Raw genomic sequence first — 22,990 nt, 5'->3', positions numbered from 1 at the left:
GTTCAGCTCAGAATAAGTTGTTTAATACGGTCTTTATAACTACGGCTGACTTTCAGTTTTTGACCATTTTTTAATTGTAAATGATACTCACCATTTTGCTGGTTACACAACTTCTCCACCTGTTTTATATTGACGATAGCTGAGCGGTGAACCCGTTGAAATAACTTAGGGTTTAAGTCCTGTTCCAGCTCTTTCATGGTACGACGCAGTATGTGGGTCTCGTCTCCGGCATGTATGCACATGTAGTCACCTGCGGCATCAACCCACTTGATATCTTTAACCGCCACCCGAGTAATTTCGCCACTATCTTTTATTGCAATGTAATCCGGATATTCATCAGCAGTAATGTTCTCTCCTGCTGACAACCTTTCCAGCAAGGTGTCAGCGTCCTGCCCGGTCACCTCAGCTACAAGGCTGATTAATTTACTCTGCTGTTCGTCATTGACATTTTGATGCTCACTTATCACACGTTTAACGCATTCCGCTAAGCGAGCATCATCCACGGGCTTTAACAAGTAATCCAGTGCCCTGACTTCAAATGCCTTTATCGCATATTCATCATAAGCGGTTACAAAAACCACAATAGGCAAGTCCTGCCCTTGCTCCTTAACCGCTTTCAACACTTCAAATCCATTAAGGCCAGGCATTTGAATATCAAGAAAAATCAAATCGGGCTTTTCTTTTACAATAATTTCCACAGCCTCTCGACTGGTTTTACACTCGGGCATCAGCTCCAGTTGCTCAAATTCTTTTAAACGAATAGCCAAACCTTTTCTGGCAAGTGACTCATCGTCAACAACCAAGGTTTTCAATCGATTCATTATTGATTCTCCACCGTTTCGATCGGAATAGTAATGCGAACACAAAGACCACTTTCTTCACCTTTGAGCATCTCAAAACGATAATGCTTGCCGTATAAAGATTTTAATCGTTGTCGAGTGTTATTGAGTCCCACACCATCTTTACGGAAAAGCCTTTCAGGGTCTGTTTGTATTTCGGGACCGTTGTCACAAACTTCCAGTATCAAATTGCCATTATCAGCCCACGAGCGCACTTTTATTAGCCCGACCCCTTCAACGTTAGAAATAGCGTACTTTATTGAATTCTCAATCAAAGGCTGGCAAATCAAACTTGGAACCAACGCGTGTTTTGTCTCATCGGACAAATGAATATCAATTTCAAGTTGCTCGTCAAAACGAACTTTCTCGATATCCAGATACAGCAACAGCGCGTCAACTTCTTTCTCTAGCGTCACTTTTTTAATCGGCTCATTATCTAACGAAAAACGCAAAAAGCGGCTAAGTTTGTTTACCATTAAATTGGCTTTTTCGTTGTCTTTTAGCAGAATCAGTGTCGATATCGCATTTAAAGTGTTGAACAAAAAGTGCGGGTTCAACTGATATCTCAGCATTTTTAACTGTGCCTGATGCGCCATAGACGAGGCAAGCAACGCTTTTTGCTTTTCTTCTTGCAGCATCTGATAGTACTTAATGCCAAAGTACAATCCGCTCCAGCTAAGAACAATGTAGAACTTAGCCAAACTGTTTTTTAAATAGAAAAAAGGACTGTCCGGCCGAAACCCAAATTTGTAAATTTCCCAATAGGTTGCGTTATCAACAATGGCCCAGGCTACCGCTGTAATGTATGAGACACCTATTGCGATAAGGACCATCAAAGGTGGCGGCAGCTCCCATATTCTGCGATACAAATACCGCAAAGGGATTGTTATCAAAAAACCAGCATAGGCACCAAGAATGATGATCAAGGTGTATATGTCTCGCATTTCATGCATTAGTGAGCCAATATAATTCACTAATGCGTAGCCTATCCAGCCACCCGCCTGCAGCAACCAGAAAAAGCGGTTACGATTGTCCATCAGTAACTGCCACTGCGTTTTTATCGGTTTTTTCATCGCGCTGAAGACTCTAGTCTCGATAGCTCATCAATATCAACTAAGCTTCCTGAGAAAAGTGAATTGACTTGCTCCTTCTGATTTCCCATAAACTGCACGCCTAACTCAACCTGCTCCTCAAGCACTTTTATTTGTCGGACTATTGCATTAAGGGTGAGATCACCATTTCTTTTTTGTTCTATATTCAGAACAATTTTACTGCCATTTTCCCATAGTTCTTCCAGCTTACCGTCCGGTTTTTCATGCTTTAACCGACAGCCACTTTCTGAAACATCCAACACGTGGCCTTTAAAAGATACTTCGTCACCGCTCACCGACTTTCCGGCTACTTCGGCAGGCAAAAAAGCGTCAAACCGACGCCCTTTTCTAATGACTCTGTGCTCTATCTGGTTAGGCCACAAAATGAAAAGCATTTTTGTTGGATGTGAGATGACGTAACTTACCTCGCTACGAAAAGCACAGATCTCCCCATTTTCATTTTCGAGTACAAAACGAACAATAACTGGCGTTTTCTCTTGCAAAAAATCTCGAACATCCTTGTATTTGCGTACGTCCGGCATATTAATAATGACCCAGCGGTCATTAACTGCACCTATAAACTCTGAGAAAAAACGAGCCGGGACATTTGAGCTGGCTAATTGAACTTCTATTCTTTGACCGGTTACGAGCTCCGAAATTTTGCTTGTCATAGGGGTCTCTTTGAGATGAATCGATATGTTACTATGATCGCTAGTTGTCTGGCTGTGTCAAGCAAAGGAGAGTCCCTTGGTCGCTTACGATATAACCCCCATCGATTTACACGGGCATTTATTTAATGTCTCGCTCACTATTGAACGAGCGGTTGACGAACAAGAACTTTGGTTACCGAACTGGATCCCGGGCAGTTACTTAATACGAGACTTTAGTAAGCACATCATAGGGCTACATGCTGAAAGTAACGGACAAGAGTTAACGATTGAGCAAATAGCAAAGAATCGTTGGCGTCTCGACAAATCAAACCATCCCATTACCGTCTATTATCAAGTCTACGCCTGGGACTTGTCTGTTCGCTCCGCATACCTTGATCAGTTCCAGGGGTTCTTTAACAACACAAGTTTATGTCTGGCAGTTGAAGGACAGACCGATCTTCCCTGTGAACTGCATCTTCACGCGCCACCTGAAGCACCTCAGTGGAAAGTGGCAACCGGTATGCCAAGAAAAAATGGACAAGCACACTCATGGGGAACATTTCAGGCGGAAAACTACGACGCTTTAATTGATTATCCGTTTTTAATCGGTGACTTGACCATTGAGGAATTTATCGCTCATGGGATAAAACATTCCTTTGTTTTAAGTGGCAGGCACTTTGCGGATACCTCAAGAATAACCGCTGACCTTGCTCGTATTTGTGAAACCCAATTGCAAATGTTCGACGAAGCCCCCTTCCAGTCTTATACATTTTTGACCATGGTTGTCGGTAACGGCTTCGGTGGACTCGAGCATAGAAACTCAACTGCCCTACTATGCAGCCGTAAAGATCTTATTAGTGCTCATCAATATGAAATGAATGACAACTATCAAACTTTTCTGAGCCTTTGTTGCCACGAGTATTTTCATAGTTGGAACATTAAAACCCTAAAGCCACGAGCGTTTCTGCCGTATCAACTGGACAAAGAGTCCTATACCGAGCAGCTCTGGTTCTACGAAGGAATGACGTCGTATTTTGATGACTATCTGCTTCATGCCAGCGGTATCATTGATGAAAAGCGCTATTTAAAAGTGCTTGGTGATACGCTCTCAAGAGTTGAACGAGGCGCGGGTCAGTATCAACAAAGTGTTACCGAGTCGAGTTTTCTGGCGTGGACTAAGTTTTATCAACAGAACGAAAATGCGCCTAACAGCATTGTCAGTTATTACGCTAAAGGTGCATTAATTGCTTTAAGTCTGGATTTAATGTTACGCCTGCAATCTGAGCATAAGTTAACTCTGGGCAACGTCATGAAAGACCTGTGGCACGAATTCGGTAAAACCTCAATTGGCACAGCCGATGATACCGTTCTGAGTTGGCTAAATCATTATCCTGGCATTGATGTTTCCGACTTCTTAAAAGACGCGCTATACAACAAGGACTCCATACCACTTATCGAGTTGCTGCAAAACTTCGGTATCGACGTTCAACGGCAAGTACCAGTAGATGACAACAACAGTGGAGGCAAAGCAGCCGATCAGCCAGCCAGAGTAAACTTCGGCGCAAAATATAAAGCATCTGCACAAGGGCTGGAGATCATCAATGTTTACCACGACGAAAGCGCCTATCATGCAGGGTTGTCAGCCGGAGACCGAATTATTGCGGTTGATCACTTGCAGGTAAATGAGCTGTCCATAAAAACCATTCTTGAACGCTACGTTCCCGGGGATACAGTAACGGTTCATGCATTCCGAAGAGATGAATTGATGACCCTGGAGCTTACCTGGCTGGAGCCCGCGAAAAGCAGTTACCTGTTAAGCGTGAAACAACCTGATAAGTTGAAAGGCTGGCTAACGCCTTCCGGTTAGTCCTGATAAAGCTGGGGAAGTAACGCTGGATCGAGTCGTTCATTTCCCCAGTTAACCCGCCAGTCAAGATGAGGCCCGGTTGCACGACCGGTAGCACCAATAGCACCGATTAACTCGCCCTGCTTAACCTTGTCGCCAACGTCCACGTTAAGTTCGCTCAAGTGCAAGTATGTGGTCGTGACTTTATAGCCATGCTCAATAATAATTGTGCCGCCCGAATAGAATAAGTCGGGTTCAGCTAACACCACCTCACCCGGCCAAGGGGCTTTTACCGGAGTACCCGTCGGCCCTGCGATATCTTCACCATAATGCGGGTTACGAGGTTCTCCGTTAAAAACTCTCTGACTTCCGTAAACACCACTAATACGCCCCTTTGCAGGTTTAACGACTGGGGTTAGAAAGTCCGTTCTCTGCGTTTCTTTTTGCCGCGCTACCCAAACTTTCTCTGCTTCTTTTCTTGCCCTTTTAACCTGTGCGGGATCTGGTGTTACCGTCTTTTGAGGCACTCCGTCGACACGGTCAATTTTATATTCACGAGGCGTTAACGTGAGCTCTTTGGTTATTCTGCTGTCACCTTTCTGAATTACTAAGGTGTTTTTAAGCGGAGCTTTTCGTGCGAAACCAAAAACAATATAACCCTGCTCGGTCACTTGCAGAGGTTCGTCATTCAAAGTGGCAGTAACTCCGGGCTCAGATTTAGCTAAAATAAGCGCTCCCTGAGTCAATGGCCCTTTTATCTCCAGTTCAATAGGTTCGTCCGCCAATGCAACGTTTATTGAGCAAAGCGACAAAATAAAAGCGGTAATTGTTCTACGCATAGGCAATGGCTCCCTTCCCAACCCCTTCAAACGCACGAACTTCGACTTTTTTATCGGGGTTTTGTGATTTTATTTCTGCAACTAAATAATCCGCGATACATTCAACGGTTGAGTCGGTATCAATAACAAAGTTTTCTGCATTAGGAACCACAAGCTCAAACAGGCCCTGATCAGCAATATAGCTATAAAAAGTATGGTTGGAATCAGAGCTCAAATCACTGGCTGCGTCAGATAATTGAAGATTGCTGCGAGTGCAGACATCTTCCGTTGTACCTAAATAAATATCCTGCCATTTATCCGACCACTCTTTTTCAAGTACCGGCTGTCGTATGTTATCCAGCTTAATCTGGATTTTTGAGCGATGGCCATGGGCTATACGTTGGCAATTTCCATCGTGCTTTTTCAGACCATGAGTGTAGTGGTAATAAAAACCATCAATATTCTCAGGTCGTAAAAACAAGCTAAGCCCTTCAACGTTAACCGGCAACTCTCTTTTTATGACGGCTTTAAGGTAGTCAGTAACCGTTTCAATGGAGACAACTTCCGCATCTATAAAAGCAAAGGCATCCGCAGGACAGAACAAATGGATAGAGCGCTGTTCCGGGCGCACAAAGTCAACCCAGTTAGCACTGTCGTCGGAGTTATGCGTGACTTTTGTGTATGGATGTTCCGCCGGCACAACCAACTTATGATCAACCGAATTATCGATAATGGCTTTAACTTGCTTTTTCACACGACCAAAATCCAGCACCATAGATTGCTCATTTAGAGCGCCATCCAGCACAATATCAACAATCCAGCTCTCACCGACTATTCCCCTCTCAGGGCATAGGTAAGAGCAATCAATAACGGTCAAATCATTCACAAATAACTGCATAGTGAGCTTTTCTCATCTCTTCTTTAAGAACTGCAACCAGTATAACCTGAAACGCCTTATCCGATAAGCTCAATCAGGTTGGCCCATTCCCACAATAATTTCAGTGAAAGCAAAATTAATGCAGCGCCCATGGTGCGATCTACCCAGTGGCTGTAGTGCCAGAGTGTTTTAAAAATACGGGGCTGAGTAAGTAGCCAGGTTAAAAACAAAAACCACAGCCCAGTTGCAACAATAAGGTACACGCCGTACCCAAATTGGATACTAAAAGGTGTTTCCGGCGCAATAATAGTAGTAAATAGGGTTAAGAAGAAAATTGTTGCCTTAACATTGAGACCATTGGTAATAAAACCAACAATAAAGGCTTTACGCTTACGTGGTTGAGTAGAGGCAAGCTCGCTGTCCGACATATCTTTTCTTGGCTTCGCTTTAATTGCCTGAGTTCCGATAAAACCTAAGTACAATGCACCTGCACAAAGCAGGGTTTGATATAGCCAGTCTGTCTGGTGAATGATGAGCGCAACGCCAACAAGTGAATAAGTCACATGAATGACAATTCCTGCGGCTATTCCAAGACTCACCCAGTAACCTGCCTTACGCCCAAAACTTAAGCTATAACGTGATACGACCGCAAAATCAGGGCCAGGGCTTGCAACCGCGAACAGATGAATCAAGGCAATGGTTAAAAACTCACTCCAGTAAGACAACACAAACTCCTTATTGCGTATTTACACTTTAACTGCCAGAATCAAAGTTACTTTTTATTAATTACAGATTACTATTAATCAATATGAAAAACTCGAAACTCCCCTCATTAAATGCACTGAGAGTGTTTGATGTTGCTGCCAGAAGCGGATCGTTTAAGCAAGCCTCACAAGAGCTTGGAGTCACTCAGTCCGCGGTAACCCGGCAAATACAAACTCTGGAAGAGCAGCTCGAAGTTCGCTTGTTTCAACGCGACAACCGAGTTCATTCGCTCACCCCGGTAGGTCTTGAGCTAGCTCCTCAAATTGAACAAATATTCGAGCAGCTGGAACGGACGATAGAACGCACCCGAAACCTAAGTGACAATACAACAACACAGCTAACCGTCGCAATCAGTTCCGAGCGTTTACGTTTCTGGCTGGCCGGAAAGCTTGCAGACTTTCATTCTCTGTATCCTCACATACAATTGAGTTTTAGTCGTTGTAATGAGCATTTTGTTAATGAAAGTGCCGCGGAAATGGCATCAGCAATACAACACCAAAGCTGGGATCTCGCTATTGGTTATGGCAAGACGACGGACAAAAACATTCAGTCTGTTACATTACAGAAGAACCAACTGGTACCGGTTTCTGCTATTCAGACAAATGAAAGCCCGTTTCATTTACCCTGGTTAATCAACCCGGATAACCCGGATCATCAGGCTATGTTAAAAGCTTACAGCCAGGAGTTAGCCTCTACACGTATGATCCACTGTAACGATGTACAAATGTCTCTCGACTTATCTGCGGCAGAACAAGCAATTGCACTTATCGACAGCAGCCTTATCACGCCCGGTCTGTCTAACTTAAAAGTTTATAATGATTTCGCCCGACCCTGTCAGTATCCGTTAAGTGTTTACTATCGTAAGCGACAAAGACAGCCTGTTGCCCTTGTTGCTTTTATAAAATGGTTACAGCTAATCATTTCATGAATTAACGGTGACGTCCTTGTTTACATACATTCATGTTTGTATGTAAAATATTGCTCTTTTTTATTATTGGAGAGTGATATGTGGCGTATAGCATCACTGGTTGTACTGATAATCTTAAACTTCCCATCTTTTGCTGATGAGGTTCACTTTACCGGAGCTTATTCTGCGGATCAGCTAAGGGGCGTCAGGGCTGGTTACAGGGTAACAAACTTACCAGTCGAATTGCCGACATGGATTGGCTCACCAAAACTTCATGTCGAGGCGGCTTTAAACCACTGGCAAGACTCAAACAATACAGAAGATAATATAACGGCTTTTACTATCAGCCCGATTCTTTCCTGGCACATAGCAGGAGCTCAGCGACCGTTATTTTTAGAGGCTGGTATAGGTGGTAGTTATTTCGACAAAACACAAATAAGTAATCGCCGCTTATCAACCCAATTTCAATTTGAGGACAGAATATCACTCTCCTGGCAATACAACCGCAGCTCTACTGCTCGTATCGCCTTGGGGTATACCCACTATTCAAACGCTGATATCAAACGGCCTAACGACGGACTCGATTTCTTTTGGTTAAGTTGGGCCCTACCATTTTAACCTCCGGATGAATTAGCGTTATCTGTCTGAAGTTGCTACATTTAGTCTTAAGTTCTATTCAACTGGAGGTCAAATGAGAAAACAACTTCTTAAACTATCGGCTATTGCGGCTACGGGACTCTTTGTTTCAGCTTGCGGCAGTCCTGAATCAGGAATGACGCAGTGCACTATGGAGCCTAAAGAAAACTGGTTGGATCAGGAGCAATTTCAGAGCTCGTTGAAAGAGCAGGGTTATGAAATAAACGAGTTTAAAGTAACCGACGGGAATTGTTATGAAATCTACGGATTTAACCAGAATAAGCAGAAAGTTGAAATTTACTTTAACCCAGTAGATGGCAGTATTGTTAAGCAAGAAACTGAATAATAACGGTAAAGGCAGTGCCAATGATCATTTGGGATAAGTTTATAAGAACCTTTCATTGGTTATTGGTACTGTGCTTTTGTCTGAACTATTTTTTCCTCGAACATGGCAGCAGCATCCATCAGGCAGTAGGTTATACTGCCGCAGCTTTGGTTATGAGTCGTGTTGTCTGGGGCTTTATTGGGCCTCCTAATGCGCGCTTTAAAAGTTTTCTCCCTTCATTTTCTGGTATAAAAAAACATCTTAATGAACTGAAAGAGAGAGAGGTGAAGCAGACTCAGGGTCATAATCCACTCGGTGGCCTTATGGTGTTTTCTATACTAGCTTTGTTTTTAGTTCAGGCTGTTACTGGCTTTCTTCGTGAAGAAGTGGATGCACTATATGGAGACAGCTTTTTAACCTCATTGCACGGCATATCCGCCAACATCATTTTTACGCTCGTGATTATTCACATTATTGCCGTATTTATTACCGCTTACTTTGGTAAAATAGAGCTTATCCGACCTATGATTAACGGCAAACGCCGGGTAAAGCGCCATGACTGAGGAAAAAGAACCCAGAGAACGTATATACCAGGTTTCCACTAACCGTGAGCGAGCATCTCATAAACTGCGTTATGTCGAAGCCTCAGCCCCCATCGAGGAGGACTGCCGTTTGTGTGTCGGTTCGCTAACAGCAACTGCTCACAATGAGAATGAGTTCTCCATCGCCAAAACGGTTTATGATGACATTGCCAGAATGGCGTTTCTGGAAAAGCAGCTCTACTCAAACCAGGCATACCCTCCTCTATTTTTTTATCAGGCTTTGCAACAGTGGCGCGACACATTTTTATCACTGAAAGTTGATAACAAAGTGGCTGGCTACAGCCTTATGGTCCCTCTGGCTGACAACGCTTTAGCACTTATGTCCTTGCTTATTGGAAAAAGCTTTCAGGGACAGGGATTGGGTAAGGAATTACTGCAGCAGTCTATTTTGCTTGCCCAGTCACTTCATTATAAACGCCTTGAGTTGAGCGTTTCCCCGGAAAATAAATCCGCCGTTTGTTTATATGAAAGGTTTGGCTTTCAGGCGACTGATTCTTATAAAGATTACTTAGGGCCTGGTGAAGATCGCATTCTAATGAGCTTACCTTTAGCAAAGACATAACATGACCTCTCTGGATTTATTCGGCAACCTGGGTTCTGAACCACTGCGTTCAAATATTAGTGAACAGGCAACGCTGTTTCATCAGTTTTTAGCTAAAAGTGACGATGCTTTGCTAACTGACGTTCGCGGTGTACTAAAGAGCGCTCCCTTACGTCACTTACAAACGCCCGCCGGGCATAAAATGTCGGTTAAAAGCAGTAATTGCGGCGAGTATGGCTGGCTGAGCGATAGCCAGGGCTATCGGTACCAGAAGATTGACCCAGTCACCAAAGCGCCCTGGCCCCAAATGCCCTCTCTCATTAAAACTAAAGCAATAGAAGCGGCAACACTTGCGGGGTTTGAAAATTTCAAACCAGACTCCTGCCTTATTAATGTTTATTTACCCGGCACAAAAATGGGCCTGCATCAGGATAAAGATGAGGCGGACTTTACAAAGCCTATCGTTTCTTTTTCCTTTGGCTTACCGGTTAACTTTTTATGGGGTGGTTTTAAGCGTTCGGAAAAATACCAGAAGTTTCAGCTTCAACACACGGATGCTTTAGTTTGGGGTGGGAGTGACAGACTCCGGTATCATGGGGTACAGCAGCTTAAAGACGGCATTCACCCCGTTACAGGGCGCTGCAGAGTTAACCTGACCATTCGTCAGGCAGAATAATTAAAAGCGCTTTAAGTTCTGCATATAGTGATGAATGTCATAGCTTTTAGCCTTCTCCATAAGCTCATTTCTTTTTTCAAAACACAGGCTTTCCGTCGCAACACTAAACTCTTCAAGTAGCTGAAAGCTCTGCGACAGTAATGCTTGGTCTCTTTCATTAAAGACACCCTGGTGCCTGCTGGCCCAGTAATGAGCATGATGAAAGAGTTGCTCTGAAATTCGGGCAAATACAATAGGGTTCAGTACTCGATAATGCCGGTACTGTTGAAAACGTTGGTAGTTAGTCTTGCCCTGCTCCGTTAAAAGATCCATAGGCTCATCAATCAACATATACTTGTAAAGATAACTGTTATTGAATGCTGCAAGACGTTGCCAGTACTCACGCTCATCCTCATCTTCGCTACCGTCAATGCGAGCGCTTAAATCCGATATATCGTAAAACCGGAAATTGGTTAAAAGATGACTGCGCATGAACCGGACAAAAGATTCAGGTTGTTGCACTGAAAAATTTTCAAACACTTCAAATAACTCAAGTGTTACGTAATTAAACCGAGGCTTAAGTGCTTCGTACTTCCGTGAAAGCTGACGAAACCTTCGGTTTTTTCTAAGTCCCTGAAGGTCTTCATCTGCTAATAAACTGCCCATACCTGAATAACGGAAGTTAAGAGCTAACTCGATGCAATCGAGAGCATTCTCCTGCTCACCGGCTAACCAGTAAACACAGGCCGCATTATGCAGAATAGATGGGTTTAGCCAACTGTAATGAGCCATACTTAAATAAAACTCAATTCCTGCATCCAAAAATGCTGTGTCCGCCTTTTGTTTATAAGCGTCGCAGCTAAGTGCCAGGTAGTATTGAATAAGATTGTAAAATTCAGAGGTTTCTCTATAGGCTTCCCATTTAGCTTCAAAGTCCGTATTAAACCATTCCTCTATCCTGGTTAACGATTTTATCGGAGACAATTGCTCGATGGTAGGAAGTGCCGGATGTTTACCCGGGCTATTATCATTGGAAGCATTTGCGACAGACACTTTACTTCTGGCTTTTTGAGCTTGTGTGACAGAACGAAATGCCTTATCACCGATAACAACGTAATGCTTATCGACCAATCCGTAAGGCTTAACTATGGTAGTAGCAACATCGAGCTCAGTAAGGCAGGCACAACGACCTGTCGTATGGTTGTACGAATAGATGAAACAGCCATTAAAGAAATAACTGTACTGAGCATCATTTTCCAGCGGATTACTACTTCCCAGAAACGCTGGGCTATCCGGCGTCACATTGACTGCTGTATTGGTTATCGTGCTCACGGTCAGCTCCTGTCACAAGTTAATCAAAGCCATTACAGGTGAATTATTAGACAGCTCTCAGACTATCTTTGTCACTCAGCCTATAAAAGAGCCTTTACAGAACTTTAACCTTTGCTAGCAATTTCTGACTAGAAGCCAAAGAAAATAACGGGTAGACCTGAAGTCAGCGCAATTAATTATATAAACTTATGATAATTGGCACTTAAGAATAAGTGGGTCAACTATTTCTATAACAATAGAGTATACCCTCTTTATGAGTTGGTCAATTTTTATACAGAACACTAACTTGTAGAGAACCCAAGTGCTGGTTATATTGATTAGACTACAATTGGGACTTAGCGTTTATCAAAGGGAATGATATCGGAATGAAGCTATGGCGCGTACTGCTTACAATATTAGTTATTGCATTCGCTATAGGTCTATTAGGTTATTCCTATTTGAATCAACAACTAAAATCGCTTGGTATCAGCGACTGGAGCATAGAGTTTGAACGCTTATCGATTAATCACATTGTTATTGAGCGGCTGGAGTTAACAATAGACTCATTACCAGAGTCCTCCGCAAGTCAGTCATCAACCGTACTAAACCTAACACAGATACTCTCCGCCGAAGTGCCGGCCATAGTTCCGGAACGCTTTGATATCAAATCTCTGCGCGTAAAAGGAACATTATTACCAGAGCCAATTTCAGCGACTTTTAAGTTATTAAACCGAGAACCGCTCCAGCTAAAAGTTAACAGCCGGGAGCCTGTTACAGCCTCTCTGCAACTGACCCGAGAAAATGGCAGTCTTGATCTCTCCGCTCAACACGACAGTGCAACTTTGCAGGCAAATTACAACTATAGCTCAGGCCAGCTCACCGCCGATGCGAGCTACTTACTCGCAGCACAGAACGTTGCAGATAGCCTAAGCACCGGGCAAATTCCAATGAGTGCACAATGGCAAGGTAACTTTTCACCTGATACTGAATTCACAAACCTTGAAAGCATTACATCCGCCCTGTCCGGTGAATTATTGCTGTCGGTTAAAAATAGCGTTGAAATAGTCGCGGCTGATAGCACCACCGCAGCATCTGGCAAGCTTCAGCTTAATTTGAGTAAAGGCGTTATTAACTTCTATACACTTGAATTGAATGGTGAAACCAACAATCTAATGTCCTTAAACGTGCCTGAGTTGCCGGTACAATTAGAATCAGTAACATGGCAGTTAAGTAGCAATGATCAGCTTGCATTGCCGCTGCTTAAAATTCAGCAGGCAGTAAATAGAACTCACTGGCCTGTTAGTGCCAAAGCCGTTGCTAAAGGCAAGAAAAACGAAACACTCAACCTCTCATCAGAGCTGTCCGTTGAGCAAAAACAGTGGCAGTTTAATTCAGTTAATTTCGATCATTTAAACCTTCAGCTCCACAACGTAGCTTTACCCGTTGCAGAGCAATCATTGATTATTAATAAGCTTACAGCAGCGTTTTCCGGTCAGATTTCAAATGAGACTGCCACGCTCCAAAGCACTGAGTCGATGCACATTGAGTTCTCGCACTTAACTGACGATGCCACTGCAGTCGTCAATTTCTCACATGTTTTTTATCCATACTCAGAGCCTGACGACATTACCGCTGAGCTTGGTCTCAGTATTCATGCCGACGCGCTTAGTTTTGATCAGCTACCTCAAATAAAGGCGGCTTTTAACAGTGACTTTAAATATCGACAGCAAAAGCTTATCGGTAACGGAGAACTTAGACTTGGCGAGCACATTCGTGTACAACATCACAGCGAAATTACAACCAACCGCTTACAAAGTAAGGTTAAAATTCACGACTTTAACTGGAAGCAAACACCACAACTCGATACGCTACTCAAGCACTTCACGCCTCAGGTTGTTATCAGTAAAGCGACGATTAATGGTCACGCAGACGTAAACTTCGACTGGAATGATAATCGCTGGCAGCTCGATAACGGTCACGTCGATATTCAGCAAAGCGACTGGGTTGCGGATACTTTATCGGCGGTTGATAGTAGCCTCAACTTTCAGTTTAATGCCAATAACGAACAGCTCCATGTTAATAACGCTCAACTTTACATCGGTAGTGTGCAACAGGGATTTACGCTAGGCCCTGTAACGGCTGAGTTTGGGGCTCAAATACCCTTTGATAACCCCAAACAGTCCACGCTTAACTTAACCAGCCACAGCATAAAAGGCCTTGGCGGAAGTATCAGTATTCCTAACCAAAGCTATTCTATGGCCAACAAGTTTGCACTGCCCGTTGTTTTCGAAGAAATTTCTCTGGGCGAGCTTATGCGCCAATACCCAAGTAATAAAGTGGCGATAGACGGTAATGTCTCCGGAACCATACCAGTGCACTGGGACTCTAACCAGTTTACAGTTGACCGAGGTTATTTAAATGCCCTGGCTCCCGGTGGTCACTTGCAGGTAGATTCATCGGCGTTAGTGTCGGTAGCCGGCAATAATCCGAGTTTACAGACTCTGGCCGGCGTTCTTAGTAACTTCTATTATCAGCAGCTATCCACGGTGATCGACTATGATAAAAACGGTAAGTTGACCTTAGCGGTGAAATTAAAGGGCTCAAACCCTGAGGTAGAAAATGGACGCCCGGTAGAACTTAACGTAAATTTAGAAGAGGACTTACCTGCATTGATGAAAGGACTAACACTTAGTAACAGCTTGAACGAAGCCATTCGTAAGCGAGTACAACAGAAAATCAATTAATCAGGGGATGATATGAGACAATTGTTTTTACTAGTAAGCGTACCTTTTTTTGTTTTGGGGTGTACCCCAACTGTTCAGGTAGCTGCGCCTAAAGAGCCCATTACTATCAACCTAAATGTTAAGATTGAACACCAAATTTACGTCAAAGTTGATAAAGCGCTCGACGATGTAATTTCTGAATCCAGTGGCTTATTTTAACGACAAAGGAATGCAACTATGAAATATTTACTGACGCTGCTATTAGTTACTTTTATTGGTTTATCAAGCCCGCTGGCGCAAGCACAACAGTTAGATTTGCAACAGGCAAAGGCACAATTAAGTGAAGCGAAGGAACAAGGCCTGGTGGGCGAAAAAGCTGACGGTTACCTGGGAGTAGTAGAATCGACAGAAGTTACTGAGCAAATCGTTAAGAAAATTAACGAGGCTCGCCGTAAAGAATACACCCGAATTGCTAACGAGAACGACATTGCTGTTGCCGATGTTGAGTTAGTAGCCGGAAAGCGTGCCATTGAGCTGACTAAATCAGGCCTTTACATCAATGTCGATGGAGATTGGCGAAAGAAGCCTTAAGCGGCTTCTGAATGCTACCTTCCAGATGTCTTAGAGCGACTCCCAGTCTTGTGCTGGGTATGAGGGCAGTTCTAACGGTTTTGACGGTGCTGCACGTCCTTGCTCTGCAAGGCCACAAAATGCGAGAGGAATGATTGTGAGACCAGCAATACTAGTTAAAGTTAGCTAGGGAAAACACTAAGATAGTTCAAAAGGAACTGAAGTTTAATCTAATCGGAATTGGTGCCCGGGGCCGGACTTGAACCGGCACGAAGTTACCTTCGAGGGATTTTAAATCCCTTGTGTCTACCAATTCCACCACCCGGGCACTACATAGAAGTGTTCTCGAATAATGGAGGCGGGTCCCGGAGTCGAACCGAGATCCACGGATTTGCAATCCGCTGCATAGCCATTCTGCCAACCCGCCAGAATTTGGAGCGGGAAACGAGATTCGAACTCGCGACCCCAACCTTGGCAAGGTTGTGCTCTACCAGCTGAGCTATTCCCGCACCGTCATCTGCCGTGGCATTCTACTGTTTAATCATTTTCAGTCAATGACTTTTTATCAATTTAGTGACTGTTTGCGCAAATTTACGGCAAAGCTGTTATTTTCTGGTCAATTCACCCTTGGCTCCGCGTAAATATTCCCACATTGACCAAACCGTTAATACAAAGGCTGCGTAGAATAAAAACATCGATAACCAATAAATATAAATATTAGCGTTCCAGAGCAATCCAATTAAGGCAATCATTTGTGCCACCGTCTTCCACTTTCCTAAATTGGAAACCGCGACTTTTGCTCTATTGCCACTTTGTGCCATCCACTCCCGCAGGGCGCTCACAATAAGCTCTCGGCAAATCATTGTTAAAGCGGGAATAGTAATAAAGGCGGAGTTGTAATCTTCGACAATCACCACCAGAGCAGCAACAACCATCGCTTTATCTGCTACCGGATCAAGAAACTCACCAAACTTAGTGAATTGATTAAAGCGCCGGGCGATATAGCCATCTAACGCATCGGTAATTGCAGCTAACCAAAAAATAAATGCAGCCCAAAAGCGCGCATCTTCCATTGGTAAATAGAAAACCACCAGAAACACCGGTATCAGTACTATCCGAAAGCTGGTCAAAATATTAGGGATATTCCACTTCATTATCCGCTCATTCCTTATTGTTTTTACTCATCACGAAATGAGTAATAAATTTTTTCCGCCAATGCTCGGCTAATACCAGGTACGCTGGCAAGTTTCTCAATACTAGCGTTTTTTACCTCTTGTAATCCACCTAGATTTTTCAAGATTGTTTGTCTGCGCTTTGCCCCTACCCCTTCAATTTGTTCTAAGGTTGAGGTTTTCTTAACTTTCGCTCTTTTCTGTCTGTGTCCCGTTATAGCAAAACGATGCGATTCATCACGTATGTGTTGAATCAAATGTAGCGCGCTGGCGTCTTTACTTAACGGAATAGTCTCGTGACTACCGGCCATAATTAAAGTTTCCAGTCCGGGCTTACGCGACTCTCCCTTCGCAACACCAATTAAAACCGGCGCCTCTTTGCCCCAGTCACTAAAGTAATTCTCTGCTTGGGCCAACTGTCCCTTACCGCCGTCAATAAACAATATATCGGGTATGTTGCCTTGTTCTTTGGCGTTATCATAACGCTTAGCCAGAGCTTTTGACATTGCTGCGTAATCATCTCCCGGAGTAATGCCGGTAATATTATAGCGACGGTAGTCAGACTTTTTAGGTCCGTTTTGATCAAACACCACGCAGGAGGCTACCGTTTGTTGCCCCATAATATGGCTAATATCAAAACATTCCATACGCTGTATGGGCACGCCGAAATCTAACACTTGTTGTAATGCCTGAGTACGACGGTTCATTGTACTTTGTTGATTTAACCGGCTTTCCAGCGCATTAACGGCATTTTTCTGAGCCAGCGACTGATACTGACGTTTATCCCCTCTCACTTTGCTTTGCAGTTTGACGGGTTGTGACAATGCATCACTCATCACTTCGGCTAATACGTTGTCCGGCTGAATATCGACGGGAAGAACCACTTCCTTTGGAATTTTGCGTCCAGCCGTATCCGACAAATAAAACTGCAACAAAAAGGCTCTGAGCACTTCATCGTCAGGCGTATCGGTTGGCACCTTAGGAAAATAGCTACGACTGCCCTGTAAGTGGTTATCTCGGATAAAAAGCATCTGTACTGTGGTCATTCCATTACCACGCGCTAAACCAATAACGTCCAGTTCCTGCTGGCTACCGGTCACCGAGTTACGCTCCTGCGTTTTTCTTAATGCGGCAATCTGATCACGAAACCTTGCAGCCCTTTCAAAGTCCAGGTTTTCACTCGCCTGCTCCATCTTGCTCATAAGCTCGTCAATAACCTGCTGGTTTTTCCCTTGCAGGAATTGCCGCGCCAGAGCCACTTGCTCACTGTATTCCTCATCAGTGCAGACATTAACGCAAGGCGCAAGGCAGCGTTTCAGCTGATGCTGCAGGCAAGGCCTGGTACGTGCCCGATAATAGGTATCGTCACATTGGCGAATCGGAAACAGCTTTTGTAGCAGGTTTAAGCTTTCACGCACTGCTGAGCCATTTGGAAAAGGCCCGAAGTATTCGCCCTTGGTGCGACGGGCTCCGCGGTGAAAACCCAGCCTGGGATGTTGGTGCGCTGTCAGAATAATGTACGGGTAAGACTTATCGTCCCGCAGTAACACGTTGTAACGTGGGCGATACTTTTTAATAAAGGAGTTTTCGAGTATTAAAGCTTCAGCTTCGGTGTTGGTTACGGTGACATCCATAGAAGCAATTTGCTTAACCATGACCTGAGTCTTTACACGATCAACTTTATCGCGAAAATAGCTGGATACGCGTTTTTTTAAGTCTTTTGCTTTACCAACATAAATTACGTCACCCGACTCATCGTACATGCGGTATACACCGGGTTGATGAGTCAAGTGACGAAGAAAGCTGTCGCTATCAAAATGTTTCTGTGTATTACCTTCCGTCATCTACCTTCAAACTGAATTAGGTCGACAAGACCGTGCTGAATTGCAAGATGGGACAATTGTACATCACCATCGATACCGAGTTTAGAGAAAATACGATAACGGAAAGTATTAATTGTTTTACTACTTATACACAGATGCCGGGCTATTTCTCTGACACGAATACCACGACTGAGCATTTGCGCAACTTGCAACTCGCGTTCACTGAGCATATCAACCATGCTTTTCTGTTTCTGAGAACGTGGGTTTTGCGCCAAATATGCCGCTACCGGCGCCGCGACATAAACATTGCCCTGTTTTAATGACCGAATTGCCTGAACTAAATCGGAGCTGTCACATGAGTCAAGCAAGTAGCCATCGACAACACTGATACCACACTGAAAATCCAGTATATCCTGCTGGTTTCTTCCCCACACAATGAGCTTTAAGTCGCAATGACGCCTTTTTAGACGCCGCCAGTGCTCAACTGTAGCGGCCCCGCCAAGTTGACTGCAAAGTACCACCACAGCATCTTCATATTCATAACACGTGCGACGCAAGTCAGCTATTCCCGTAACAGTCAGCACCTTGTCGCTAAAATGCTGCTGTAAAACAGAGGCCATACCGGCACTTATAATTGGATTGGGAATAGCTAATATAATACGGTTCATAGGTTACATTCCTTATTTGTATACCTTGTTGGTCATCCTTATTAGTTTAAATCCGTACCGCCCTGCCCGAATTCGCGTCGCATATTCTGAGCTTTTAACGACGATAACAAGTTGCTTTTACAGAATTTTACAAAAGCTCGGGAAAAGCCAGTTTCAGGGTTTGCCAATAGCTATTGAAGACAAGCGAAAGGTGGAGTTTTTGAGTAGAGGTTACAGGCGGGCCTGGTCCAACATATCCCACAAATAACAAGCCAGGTAGCTTCTGTAGGGTTGAGCCCTTTCCGGAATAATTAGGATATCCTGATCTTTTAAAAGACTCATAGCTTTACGAAGCGAGCTGTCCTGAATTGGGAAAAGATCCTGATGGGCAAAGTGAAACATCGCTAAAATAGAGGCAGTCCACGGACCAACCCCCTTAAGCCGGGTCACATCGGTAATTAACTCTTTCGACCTCATGCCAGACCACGACTGTACCCTATCCGGTTCTTTTTGCTGACATTGCGCAACACGACTAATAGCGGCAGCTTTGGTGCGACTAACTCCGCAACTCATAAGTTCTTCGACCGGAAGATAAGCGATACATCCGGCACCAAGTGATTTAGCCTTTTGCTCAGCTCTTTCAATGATGGTCGCCGACGCTTTCAATGACAGCATTTGACGGATAATGATCCGGGGTAATGCCTCAATTACCGGCATATGTGAAGGAGCCAGCAATTCTCGTGACGGTAACTGTAACAACAGCAAATCGATACCCGGTTGAGTATCGATAAGGTGCTGTCGGATTATTTCAGGTGTTGTTTCCATAAACCTATTATGCGAACACAGTGAAGCTCTGTCGACTGATAGCTAACAATTTCCCTTCTTCACTCCATAAGCCTGCTCTGCTGTGGCCATAGCCATGTTCCGCATGCTCAATAAAAGCTTCGTACTGAAACCAGTCGTTGGTGTTAAATTCGTCCAGGGGGAGATCCGGAAATTCGATAGTCCAGGTAAGTGACGAAGCCGGTGCGGGGCTATCCAGGTGAGGGAGTACCGCAGGTGGCCAGGCATCAACTAACGCCAAAACTGCTGCTGTGGTCAGTTCTTGCTGCTCTTTACGAAAGCGTATCCACCCACCAAAGGTTCGACCCGGCTGCCCACTAAATGGCATACCGCCGGAAGTAATACGGTAATCAAAGTTTTTTGCAAATTCAGGAACAATATCGGCTTCAGGTAAGCCAGGACCGTCATTAATTGTTTTTAAGTCAGGCGGTGTTTCACCGCTAACCGATACAGAGGATGAGCGCCCTTTACCTAAACTGGCTAATCCAGCTAATATGACTTCGTCATTTTGTGTTATTTCAACCGACACCTGCAACACAGAAGATCCCTGTCTTAATACCCGATAACTTAACGTTGCATCCCCTGGTGTCGCCGGCGCGACAAAAGAAATAGCTAAACTACGCAAATGGTAATCTCCCGGGAACTGTCGCAATAGAAACTGTGCAGCTAAAGCCGCACTAAAACCACCAAAAAATGCCCTACCCTGTGCCCAGCCTTCCGGTAGCTTAATGGTTTGATTGTTTTTGTCGTTTTCTATTAACGCTAAAGTCTCGTGAAACAGCATGACGCTTCCCTGTTAAACAGTTGTTTGAATTAGCTATTAAGAATACCAATTATCACCATGATGACAAAGGATGTTATTAGCAAAAACCAATAAACCACGTTAATACCATAGAGGTTTTATAAACATATCAGCTTAGGAGAAATTGTCGAATAACTCTGGAGGTGCGTAAAAAGCAAAAAAGCCCAACTCAAGGAGCTGGGCTTTTTTGCTAAATTTGGCGGAGAGGGAGGGATTCGAACCCCCGGTGGGAATGAACCCACGCCTGATTTCAAGTCAGGTGCATTCAACCGAGCTCTGCCACCTCTCCGTATTGTTTGTTCTCTTCAACTGCGTCGTTGAGAACGAAGCGAATATTAAAGACCTAAATTACGCTTGTAAAGGAAAAATTTGAACAAAGTGTCCGTTTGGGCGTTTATTAGACAAACTGAACGTTTTTCGCTAGAAATTACCCTTTAATTTCCTACCCAAGGCCCCCATTAATGCTGTAGTATTTAGGAAACTTTTTAAATAAAAAACCGTCTTAACAGACAGTAAGTTCAACACGGAGAAATCTATGAACAATCGCAGTCAGACTTATGTCGGTCAGAACGAATCGACGCTGGCCGTTAATAAGGTACTACGCAACACTTATACATTATTGGCAATGACACTGGCTTTCAGTGCTGTTGTTGCAACTATCAGCACTATGATGAACTTACCTTATCCGGGCCTCATCATTACTTTAGTTGCCTACTTTGGTTTGCTTTTTGGTATTCACAAGACCAAAGATAGCGGCATGGGTATTGTATTAACCTTCGCTCTAACTGGCTTTTTAGGTTACACCCTTGGCCCTATCCTTAATATGGCACTGTCAATGCCTGGGGGCGGCGAGATGGTTGCTACTGCGCTAGGTGGTACAGCCCTGACGTTCTTTGCAACTTCAGCCTATGTCTTAACCACTAAAAAGGACATGTCTAAATTAGGTGGCCTGGTTACTGCCGGTATTATCATGGTCTTTGTAGCGATAATAGCTAACCTGTTCTTCCAGTTGCCAGCATTACAGCTTGCAATCTCTGCTATCATGATTCCATTAATGGCTATGTTGATTATGTGGCAGACCAGCGACATCATTAACGGTGGCGAGCGCAACTACATCCTCGCAACAGTGACTTTGTATGTCTCAATTTATAACTTATTCCTTAGCATGCTACAGCTGCTAATGGCGTTTGGCGGCGACGAATAAAAGCGACTGCCTACAGGGTTACAATAAACGCCCCGCCATGCGGGGCGTTTTTGTTTAAAGTGAGTATTTATGGCCAAAATAACGCTCATAGTTCAACACAGTGCTGAAGAACAGCTAAAGTCTCAGGAAGCTTTATCCTTTGCTCTCGCTGCAATTAACGGGGGCCATGAGATTGCTTGTATCTTTTTCTACCGGGAAGCCGTGAATCATGCACTACTGACAACATCGGTTGAAAATAAGGCTTTAATAAATCAATGGGAAGCAATGAGCCGTCAGCATAATGTCCCCTTAGTGGTATGTCACACGGTAGCAGAGCGTAAAGGAATTGAAGAGTTCCACCCAAGTTTTCAAGCTTCGGGCTTGACCGCTCTGGCAACAGCTATTGCCGACAGTGACCGGACTTTACAATTTTAACCATTATGAAGAAAATCGCTATTTTACAATGCAGTTCAGACACTAACGCAGCAACCGAAGCATTAGATGTCGCTTTATCGCTGGCAAGCTTTGATCACCCTGTTCAACTCATACTGGCAGGCGAAGCAGTTAACTGCCTACTCAATAGCCCCTCAAAGCGTTACGGCATGCTGGAGCTACTCGATGCAGAACCTATCGCTATAAGCTCAGAGTCTACAATTAACATAGACGCTCTGCCGGATTCGTTAGACACAGTAATTATTTCTGCAAATGAACTAAAGCAGCACCTGGATCAATTTGACGAGGTTCTACAGTTCTCATGACATCTACCCTGCACTGGTTAAGAAATACGGCACTAACTCAATGGTTAGCACAGTACAGTCATTTACTCGGCAATAGGGACGCTCTGCTTATTTCCGGGGAACAACTGGGTCAGTTACCTGATAAACAGCCTGTAAAGCAGTCAATATATGCCAGAAAAAATGACGCTGAGTGTTTAGGAAATACCTTACCAACTTATGTCATGTTAAAATCTGACGAAGAGTGGGTTGAACTGGTTCTCAGTTTTCAGCAGCAAATTACCTGGTAGTCCGCATGATTGAATTTAACGGTAAAACATACGAAACCGACAAGCACGAGTATTTAGCCAATATTGATGACTGGAATGAAGAGCTGGCCCTGCATATTGCGGAGCTTGAAAGCATTGATATGACACCGGCACACTGGGAAGTTGTCAATTTTGTACAAGACTTTTACCGAGAATTCGATACCAGTCCGGCTATGCGTGTTTTGGTGAAAGCCATGAAAAAGCAGTTGGGGGAAGATAAAGGCAACAGTCGTTACCTTTACAAATTGTTCCCGAAAGGCCCGGCTAAGCAGGCCACACGAATTGCGGGCCTGCCTAAACCGGCTAAATGCATTTAGGGTTA

The 22,990-nt window shown here is 44.0% G+C and carries 27 protein-coding genes and 4 tRNA genes; 15 read left to right on the top strand and 16 right to left on the bottom strand.

The window, feature by feature from the left end:
- Positions 1-2: 2 nt before the first annotated feature.
- From VBY75_RS02530 to VBY75_RS02520, 3 genes are read right to left on the bottom strand one after another with little or no spacing between them, the layout of a single operon-like run.
- The gene (locus VBY75_RS02530; protein ID WP_054487802.1) at positions 3-821 is read right to left on the bottom strand and encodes a LytR/AlgR family response regulator transcription factor; all 819 of its coding nucleotides are present in this window, start codon (positions 819-821) and stop codon (positions 3-5) included.
- On the bottom strand, positions 821-1,912 hold the full coding sequence (locus VBY75_RS02525) for a sensor histidine kinase (RefSeq protein ID WP_416510873.1): 1,092 nt from the start codon (positions 1,910-1,912) through the stop codon (positions 821-823). The genes VBY75_RS02530 and VBY75_RS02525 overlap by 1 nt, the downstream gene beginning before the upstream one ends.
- Positions 1,909-2,601 carry a flagellar brake domain-containing protein gene (locus VBY75_RS02520; RefSeq protein ID WP_199494566.1) on the bottom strand — a complete coding sequence of 231 codons (693 nt, stop codon included), beginning with the start codon at positions 2,599-2,601 and terminating at the stop codon, positions 1,909-1,911. The genes VBY75_RS02525 and VBY75_RS02520 overlap by 4 nt, the downstream gene beginning before the upstream one ends.
- Before the next feature lie 76 nt (positions 2,602-2,677).
- On the opposite strand from VBY75_RS02520, the gene VBY75_RS02515 reads away from it, so the two are divergent.
- Positions 2,678-4,447 carry a M61 family metallopeptidase gene (locus tag VBY75_RS02515; RefSeq protein WP_416510871.1) on the top strand — a complete coding sequence of 590 codons (1,770 nt, stop codon included), beginning with the start codon at positions 2,678-2,680 and terminating at the stop codon, positions 4,445-4,447.
- Here the strand turns inward: VBY75_RS02515 and VBY75_RS02510 are convergent.
- The 3 genes from VBY75_RS02510 to VBY75_RS02500 are packed head-to-tail and all read right to left on the bottom strand — an operon-like array spanning position 4,444 to position 6,849.
- The gene (locus VBY75_RS02510) at positions 4,444-5,265 is read right to left on the bottom strand and encodes a M23 family metallopeptidase (protein ID WP_271331368.1); all 822 of its coding nucleotides are present in this window, start codon (positions 5,263-5,265) and stop codon (positions 4,444-4,446) included. The two genes, VBY75_RS02515 and VBY75_RS02510, sit on opposite strands and share 4 nt — an antisense overlap.
- A complete protein-coding gene (locus VBY75_RS02505) occupies positions 5,258-6,142 on the bottom strand; it encodes a 6-carboxytetrahydropterin synthase (RefSeq protein WP_199494563.1) in 885 nt (294 codons plus the stop codon). The genes VBY75_RS02510 and VBY75_RS02505 overlap by 8 nt, the downstream gene beginning before the upstream one ends.
- Positions 6,143-6,198: 56 nt before the next feature.
- Positions 6,199-6,849, bottom strand: coding sequence for a LysE family translocator (locus VBY75_RS02500; protein ID WP_325082619.1), 651 nt, complete (start codon positions 6,847-6,849; stop codon positions 6,199-6,201).
- Positions 6,850-6,929: 80 nt separating this feature from the next.
- Between VBY75_RS02500 and VBY75_RS02495 the strand changes: the two genes are divergently transcribed.
- The 6 genes from VBY75_RS02495 (at position 6,930) to alkB (ending at position 10,573) form a co-directional block, all read left to right on the top strand.
- Positions 6,930-7,814, top strand: coding sequence for a LysR family transcriptional regulator (locus VBY75_RS02495; RefSeq protein WP_278356162.1), 885 nt, complete (start codon positions 6,930-6,932; stop codon positions 7,812-7,814).
- A gap of 78 nt (positions 7,815-7,892) precedes the next feature.
- Positions 7,893-8,411, top strand: coding sequence for an acyloxyacyl hydrolase (locus VBY75_RS02490; RefSeq protein WP_271331366.1), 519 nt, complete (start codon positions 7,893-7,895; stop codon positions 8,409-8,411).
- A gap of 73 nt (positions 8,412-8,484) precedes the next feature.
- Complete coding sequence (locus VBY75_RS02485; RefSeq protein ID WP_054487821.1) at positions 8,485-8,775, top strand: PepSY domain-containing protein; 291 nt, start codon at positions 8,485-8,487, stop codon at positions 8,773-8,775.
- 20 nt (positions 8,776-8,795) lie between these two features.
- A complete protein-coding gene (locus VBY75_RS02480; protein WP_224797426.1) occupies positions 8,796-9,317 on the top strand; it encodes a cytochrome b/b6 domain-containing protein in 522 nt (173 codons plus the stop codon).
- Entirely contained in the window at positions 9,310-9,918 is a 609-nt protein-coding gene (locus VBY75_RS02475; protein WP_416510866.1) for a GNAT family N-acetyltransferase, read from the top strand. Before VBY75_RS02480 ends, VBY75_RS02475 begins: the two co-directional genes overlap by 8 nt.
- Position 9,919: 1 nt before the next feature.
- Positions 9,920-10,573 (top strand): DNA oxidative demethylase AlkB, encoded by a 654-nt coding sequence (gene alkB / locus VBY75_RS02470; RefSeq protein ID WP_416510864.1) that lies wholly within the window; start codon positions 9,920-9,922, stop codon positions 10,571-10,573.
- Here the strand turns inward: alkB and VBY75_RS02465 are convergent, their stop codons facing one another.
- The gene (locus VBY75_RS02465) at positions 10,574-11,884 is read right to left on the bottom strand and encodes a TPR end-of-group domain-containing protein (RefSeq protein WP_416510862.1); all 1,311 of its coding nucleotides are present in this window, start codon (positions 11,882-11,884) and stop codon (positions 10,574-10,576) included.
- Between the two features lie 365 nt (positions 11,885-12,249).
- Here VBY75_RS02465 and VBY75_RS02460 point away from each other — a divergent pair, with 365 nt between their 5' ends.
- Genes VBY75_RS02460 through VBY75_RS02450 form a run of 3 tightly spaced genes read left to right on the top strand, consistent with a single transcriptional unit; the run spans position 12,250 to position 15,177 of the window.
- Complete coding sequence (locus VBY75_RS02460) at positions 12,250-14,607, top strand: YdbH domain-containing protein (protein WP_416510860.1); 2,358 nt, start codon at positions 12,250-12,252, stop codon at positions 14,605-14,607.
- A gap of 12 nt (positions 14,608-14,619) precedes the next feature.
- A complete protein-coding gene (locus VBY75_RS02455; protein WP_199494555.1) occupies positions 14,620-14,805 on the top strand; it encodes a YnbE family lipoprotein in 186 nt (61 codons plus the stop codon).
- 18 nt (positions 14,806-14,823) lie between these two features.
- Positions 14,824-15,177, top strand: coding sequence for a YdbL family protein (locus VBY75_RS02450; protein WP_271331360.1), 354 nt, complete (start codon positions 14,824-14,826; stop codon positions 15,175-15,177).
- Between the two features lie 220 nt (positions 15,178-15,397).
- Here VBY75_RS02450 and VBY75_RS02445 read toward each other — a convergent pair.
- The 9 genes from VBY75_RS02445 to VBY75_RS02405 all read right to left on the bottom strand — a co-directional run bounded on the left by VBY75_RS02445 (position 15,398) and on the right by VBY75_RS02405 (position 20,732).
- Positions 15,398-15,484, bottom strand: a tRNA-Leu gene (locus VBY75_RS02445).
- A gap of 25 nt (positions 15,485-15,509) precedes the next feature.
- A tRNA-Cys gene (locus VBY75_RS02440) sits at positions 15,510-15,583 on the bottom strand.
- Between the two features lie 6 nt (positions 15,584-15,589).
- Positions 15,590-15,665 (bottom strand) — tRNA-Gly (locus tag VBY75_RS02435).
- 96 nt (positions 15,666-15,761) lie between these two features.
- Positions 15,762-16,310 (bottom strand): CDP-diacylglycerol--glycerol-3-phosphate 3-phosphatidyltransferase, encoded by a 549-nt coding sequence (gene pgsA / locus VBY75_RS02430; RefSeq protein ID WP_271331359.1) that lies wholly within the window; start codon positions 16,308-16,310, stop codon positions 15,762-15,764.
- Positions 16,311-16,333: 23 nt separating this feature from the next.
- The gene (uvrC, locus tag VBY75_RS02425) at positions 16,334-18,172 is read right to left on the bottom strand and encodes an excinuclease ABC subunit UvrC (protein ID WP_416510857.1); all 1,839 of its coding nucleotides are present in this window, start codon (positions 18,170-18,172) and stop codon (positions 16,334-16,336) included.
- Positions 18,169-18,819: a response regulator transcription factor gene (locus VBY75_RS02420; protein ID WP_222235374.1), complete on the bottom strand. Its 651-nt coding sequence runs from the start codon at positions 18,817-18,819 to the stop codon at positions 18,169-18,171. Before VBY75_RS02420 ends, uvrC begins: the two co-directional genes overlap by 4 nt.
- 210 nt (positions 18,820-19,029) lie before the next feature.
- Entirely contained in the window at positions 19,030-19,623 is a 594-nt protein-coding gene (locus VBY75_RS02415) for a DNA-3-methyladenine glycosylase family protein (RefSeq protein ID WP_416510854.1), read from the bottom strand.
- Positions 19,624-19,630: 7 nt separating this feature from the next.
- Positions 19,631-20,425, bottom strand: coding sequence for a thioesterase family protein (locus VBY75_RS02410; RefSeq protein ID WP_416510852.1), 795 nt, complete (start codon positions 20,423-20,425; stop codon positions 19,631-19,633).
- A 215-nt stretch (positions 20,426-20,640) separates the two neighbouring features.
- Positions 20,641-20,732 (bottom strand) — tRNA-Ser (locus VBY75_RS02405).
- A 246-nt stretch (positions 20,733-20,978) separates the two neighbouring features.
- On the opposite strand from VBY75_RS02405, the gene VBY75_RS02400 reads away from it, so the two are divergent.
- The 5 genes from VBY75_RS02400 to VBY75_RS02380 all read left to right on the top strand — a co-directional run bounded on the left by VBY75_RS02400 (position 20,979) and on the right by VBY75_RS02380 (position 22,985).
- Positions 20,979-21,647 (top strand): Bax inhibitor-1/YccA family protein, encoded by a 669-nt coding sequence (locus VBY75_RS02400; protein WP_054487847.1) that lies wholly within the window; start codon positions 20,979-20,981, stop codon positions 21,645-21,647.
- A 69-nt stretch (positions 21,648-21,716) separates the two neighbouring features.
- Positions 21,717-22,061 carry a sulfurtransferase complex subunit TusD gene (gene tusD, locus VBY75_RS02395; RefSeq protein WP_416510850.1) on the top strand — a complete coding sequence of 115 codons (345 nt, stop codon included), beginning with the start codon at positions 21,717-21,719 and terminating at the stop codon, positions 22,059-22,061.
- Between the two features lie 5 nt (positions 22,062-22,066).
- Positions 22,067-22,384, top strand: coding sequence for a DsrE family protein (locus VBY75_RS02390; protein ID WP_222235378.1), 318 nt, complete (start codon positions 22,067-22,069; stop codon positions 22,382-22,384).
- Entirely contained in the window at positions 22,381-22,650 is a 270-nt protein-coding gene (locus VBY75_RS02385) for a hypothetical protein (protein WP_054487852.1), read from the top strand. Before VBY75_RS02390 ends, VBY75_RS02385 begins: the two co-directional genes overlap by 4 nt.
- 5 nt (positions 22,651-22,655) lie before the next feature.
- The gene (locus VBY75_RS02380) at positions 22,656-22,985 is read left to right on the top strand and encodes a TusE/DsrC/DsvC family sulfur relay protein (RefSeq protein ID WP_053953594.1); all 330 of its coding nucleotides are present in this window, start codon (positions 22,656-22,658) and stop codon (positions 22,983-22,985) included.
- Positions 22,986-22,990: the final 5 nt, after the last annotated feature.

The organism is Idiomarina sp. HB (assembly GCF_048059115.1).
Lineage (GTDB): Bacteria > Pseudomonadota > Gammaproteobacteria > Enterobacterales > Alteromonadaceae > Idiomarina > Idiomarina abyssalis.
The sequence above is the reverse complement of the archived record's forward strand: the minus strand, read 5'-3'. Positions and strand labels throughout refer to the sequence as shown.

Coding starts and splice junctions, on each gene's coding strand:
- VBY75_RS02530 (WP_054487802.1), bottom strand. CDS start 821: ATGAATCGATTGAAAACCTTGGTTGTTGACGATGAGTCACTTGCCAGA.
- VBY75_RS02525 (WP_416510873.1), bottom strand. CDS start 1,912: ATGAAAAAACCGATAAAAACGCAGTGGCAGTTACTGATGGACAATCGT.
- VBY75_RS02520 (WP_199494566.1), bottom strand. CDS start 2,601: ATGACAAGCAAAATTTCGGAGCTCGTAACCGGTCAAAGAATAGAAGTT.
- VBY75_RS02510 (WP_271331368.1), bottom strand. CDS start 5,265: ATGCGTAGAACAATTACCGCTTTTATTTTGTCGCTTTGCTCAATAAAC.
- VBY75_RS02505 (WP_199494563.1), bottom strand. CDS start 6,142: ATGCAGTTATTTGTGAATGATTTGACCGTTATTGATTGCTCTTACCTA.
- VBY75_RS02495 (WP_278356162.1), top strand. CDS start 6,930: ATGAAAAACTCGAAACTCCCCTCATTAAATGCACTGAGAGTGTTTGAT.
- VBY75_RS02490 (WP_271331366.1), top strand. CDS start 7,893: ATGTGGCGTATAGCATCACTGGTTGTACTGATAATCTTAAACTTCCCA.
- VBY75_RS02485 (WP_054487821.1), top strand. CDS start 8,485: ATGAGAAAACAACTTCTTAAACTATCGGCTATTGCGGCTACGGGACTC.
- VBY75_RS02480 (WP_224797426.1), top strand. CDS start 8,796: ATGATCATTTGGGATAAGTTTATAAGAACCTTTCATTGGTTATTGGTA.
- VBY75_RS02475 (WP_416510866.1), top strand. CDS start 9,310: ATGACTGAGGAAAAAGAACCCAGAGAACGTATATACCAGGTTTCCACT.
- alkB (WP_416510864.1), top strand. CDS start 9,920: ATGACCTCTCTGGATTTATTCGGCAACCTGGGTTCTGAACCACTGCGT.
- VBY75_RS02460 (WP_416510860.1), top strand. CDS start 12,250: ATGAAGCTATGGCGCGTACTGCTTACAATATTAGTTATTGCATTCGCT.
- VBY75_RS02455 (WP_199494555.1), top strand. CDS start 14,620: ATGAGACAATTGTTTTTACTAGTAAGCGTACCTTTTTTTGTTTTGGGG.
- VBY75_RS02450 (WP_271331360.1), top strand. CDS start 14,824: ATGAAATATTTACTGACGCTGCTATTAGTTACTTTTATTGGTTTATCA.
- pgsA (WP_271331359.1), bottom strand. CDS start 16,310: ATGAAGTGGAATATCCCTAATATTTTGACCAGCTTTCGGATAGTACTG.
- uvrC (WP_416510857.1), bottom strand. CDS start 18,172: ATGACGGAAGGTAATACACAGAAACATTTTGATAGCGACAGCTTTCTT.
- VBY75_RS02420 (WP_222235374.1), bottom strand. CDS start 18,819: ATGAACCGTATTATATTAGCTATTCCCAATCCAATTATAAGTGCCGGT.
- VBY75_RS02415 (WP_416510854.1), bottom strand. CDS start 19,623: ATGGAAACAACACCTGAAATAATCCGACAGCACCTTATCGATACTCAA.
- VBY75_RS02410 (WP_416510852.1), bottom strand. CDS start 20,425: ATGCTGTTTCACGAGACTTTAGCGTTAATAGAAAACGACAAAAACAAT.
- VBY75_RS02400 (WP_054487847.1), top strand. CDS start 20,979: ATGAACAATCGCAGTCAGACTTATGTCGGTCAGAACGAATCGACGCTG.
- tusD (WP_416510850.1), top strand. CDS start 21,717: ATGGCCAAAATAACGCTCATAGTTCAACACAGTGCTGAAGAACAGCTA.
- VBY75_RS02390 (WP_222235378.1), top strand. CDS start 22,067: ATGAAGAAAATCGCTATTTTACAATGCAGTTCAGACACTAACGCAGCA.
- VBY75_RS02385 (WP_054487852.1), top strand. CDS start 22,381: ATGACATCTACCCTGCACTGGTTAAGAAATACGGCACTAACTCAATGG.
- VBY75_RS02380 (WP_053953594.1), top strand. CDS start 22,656: ATGATTGAATTTAACGGTAAAACATACGAAACCGACAAGCACGAGTAT.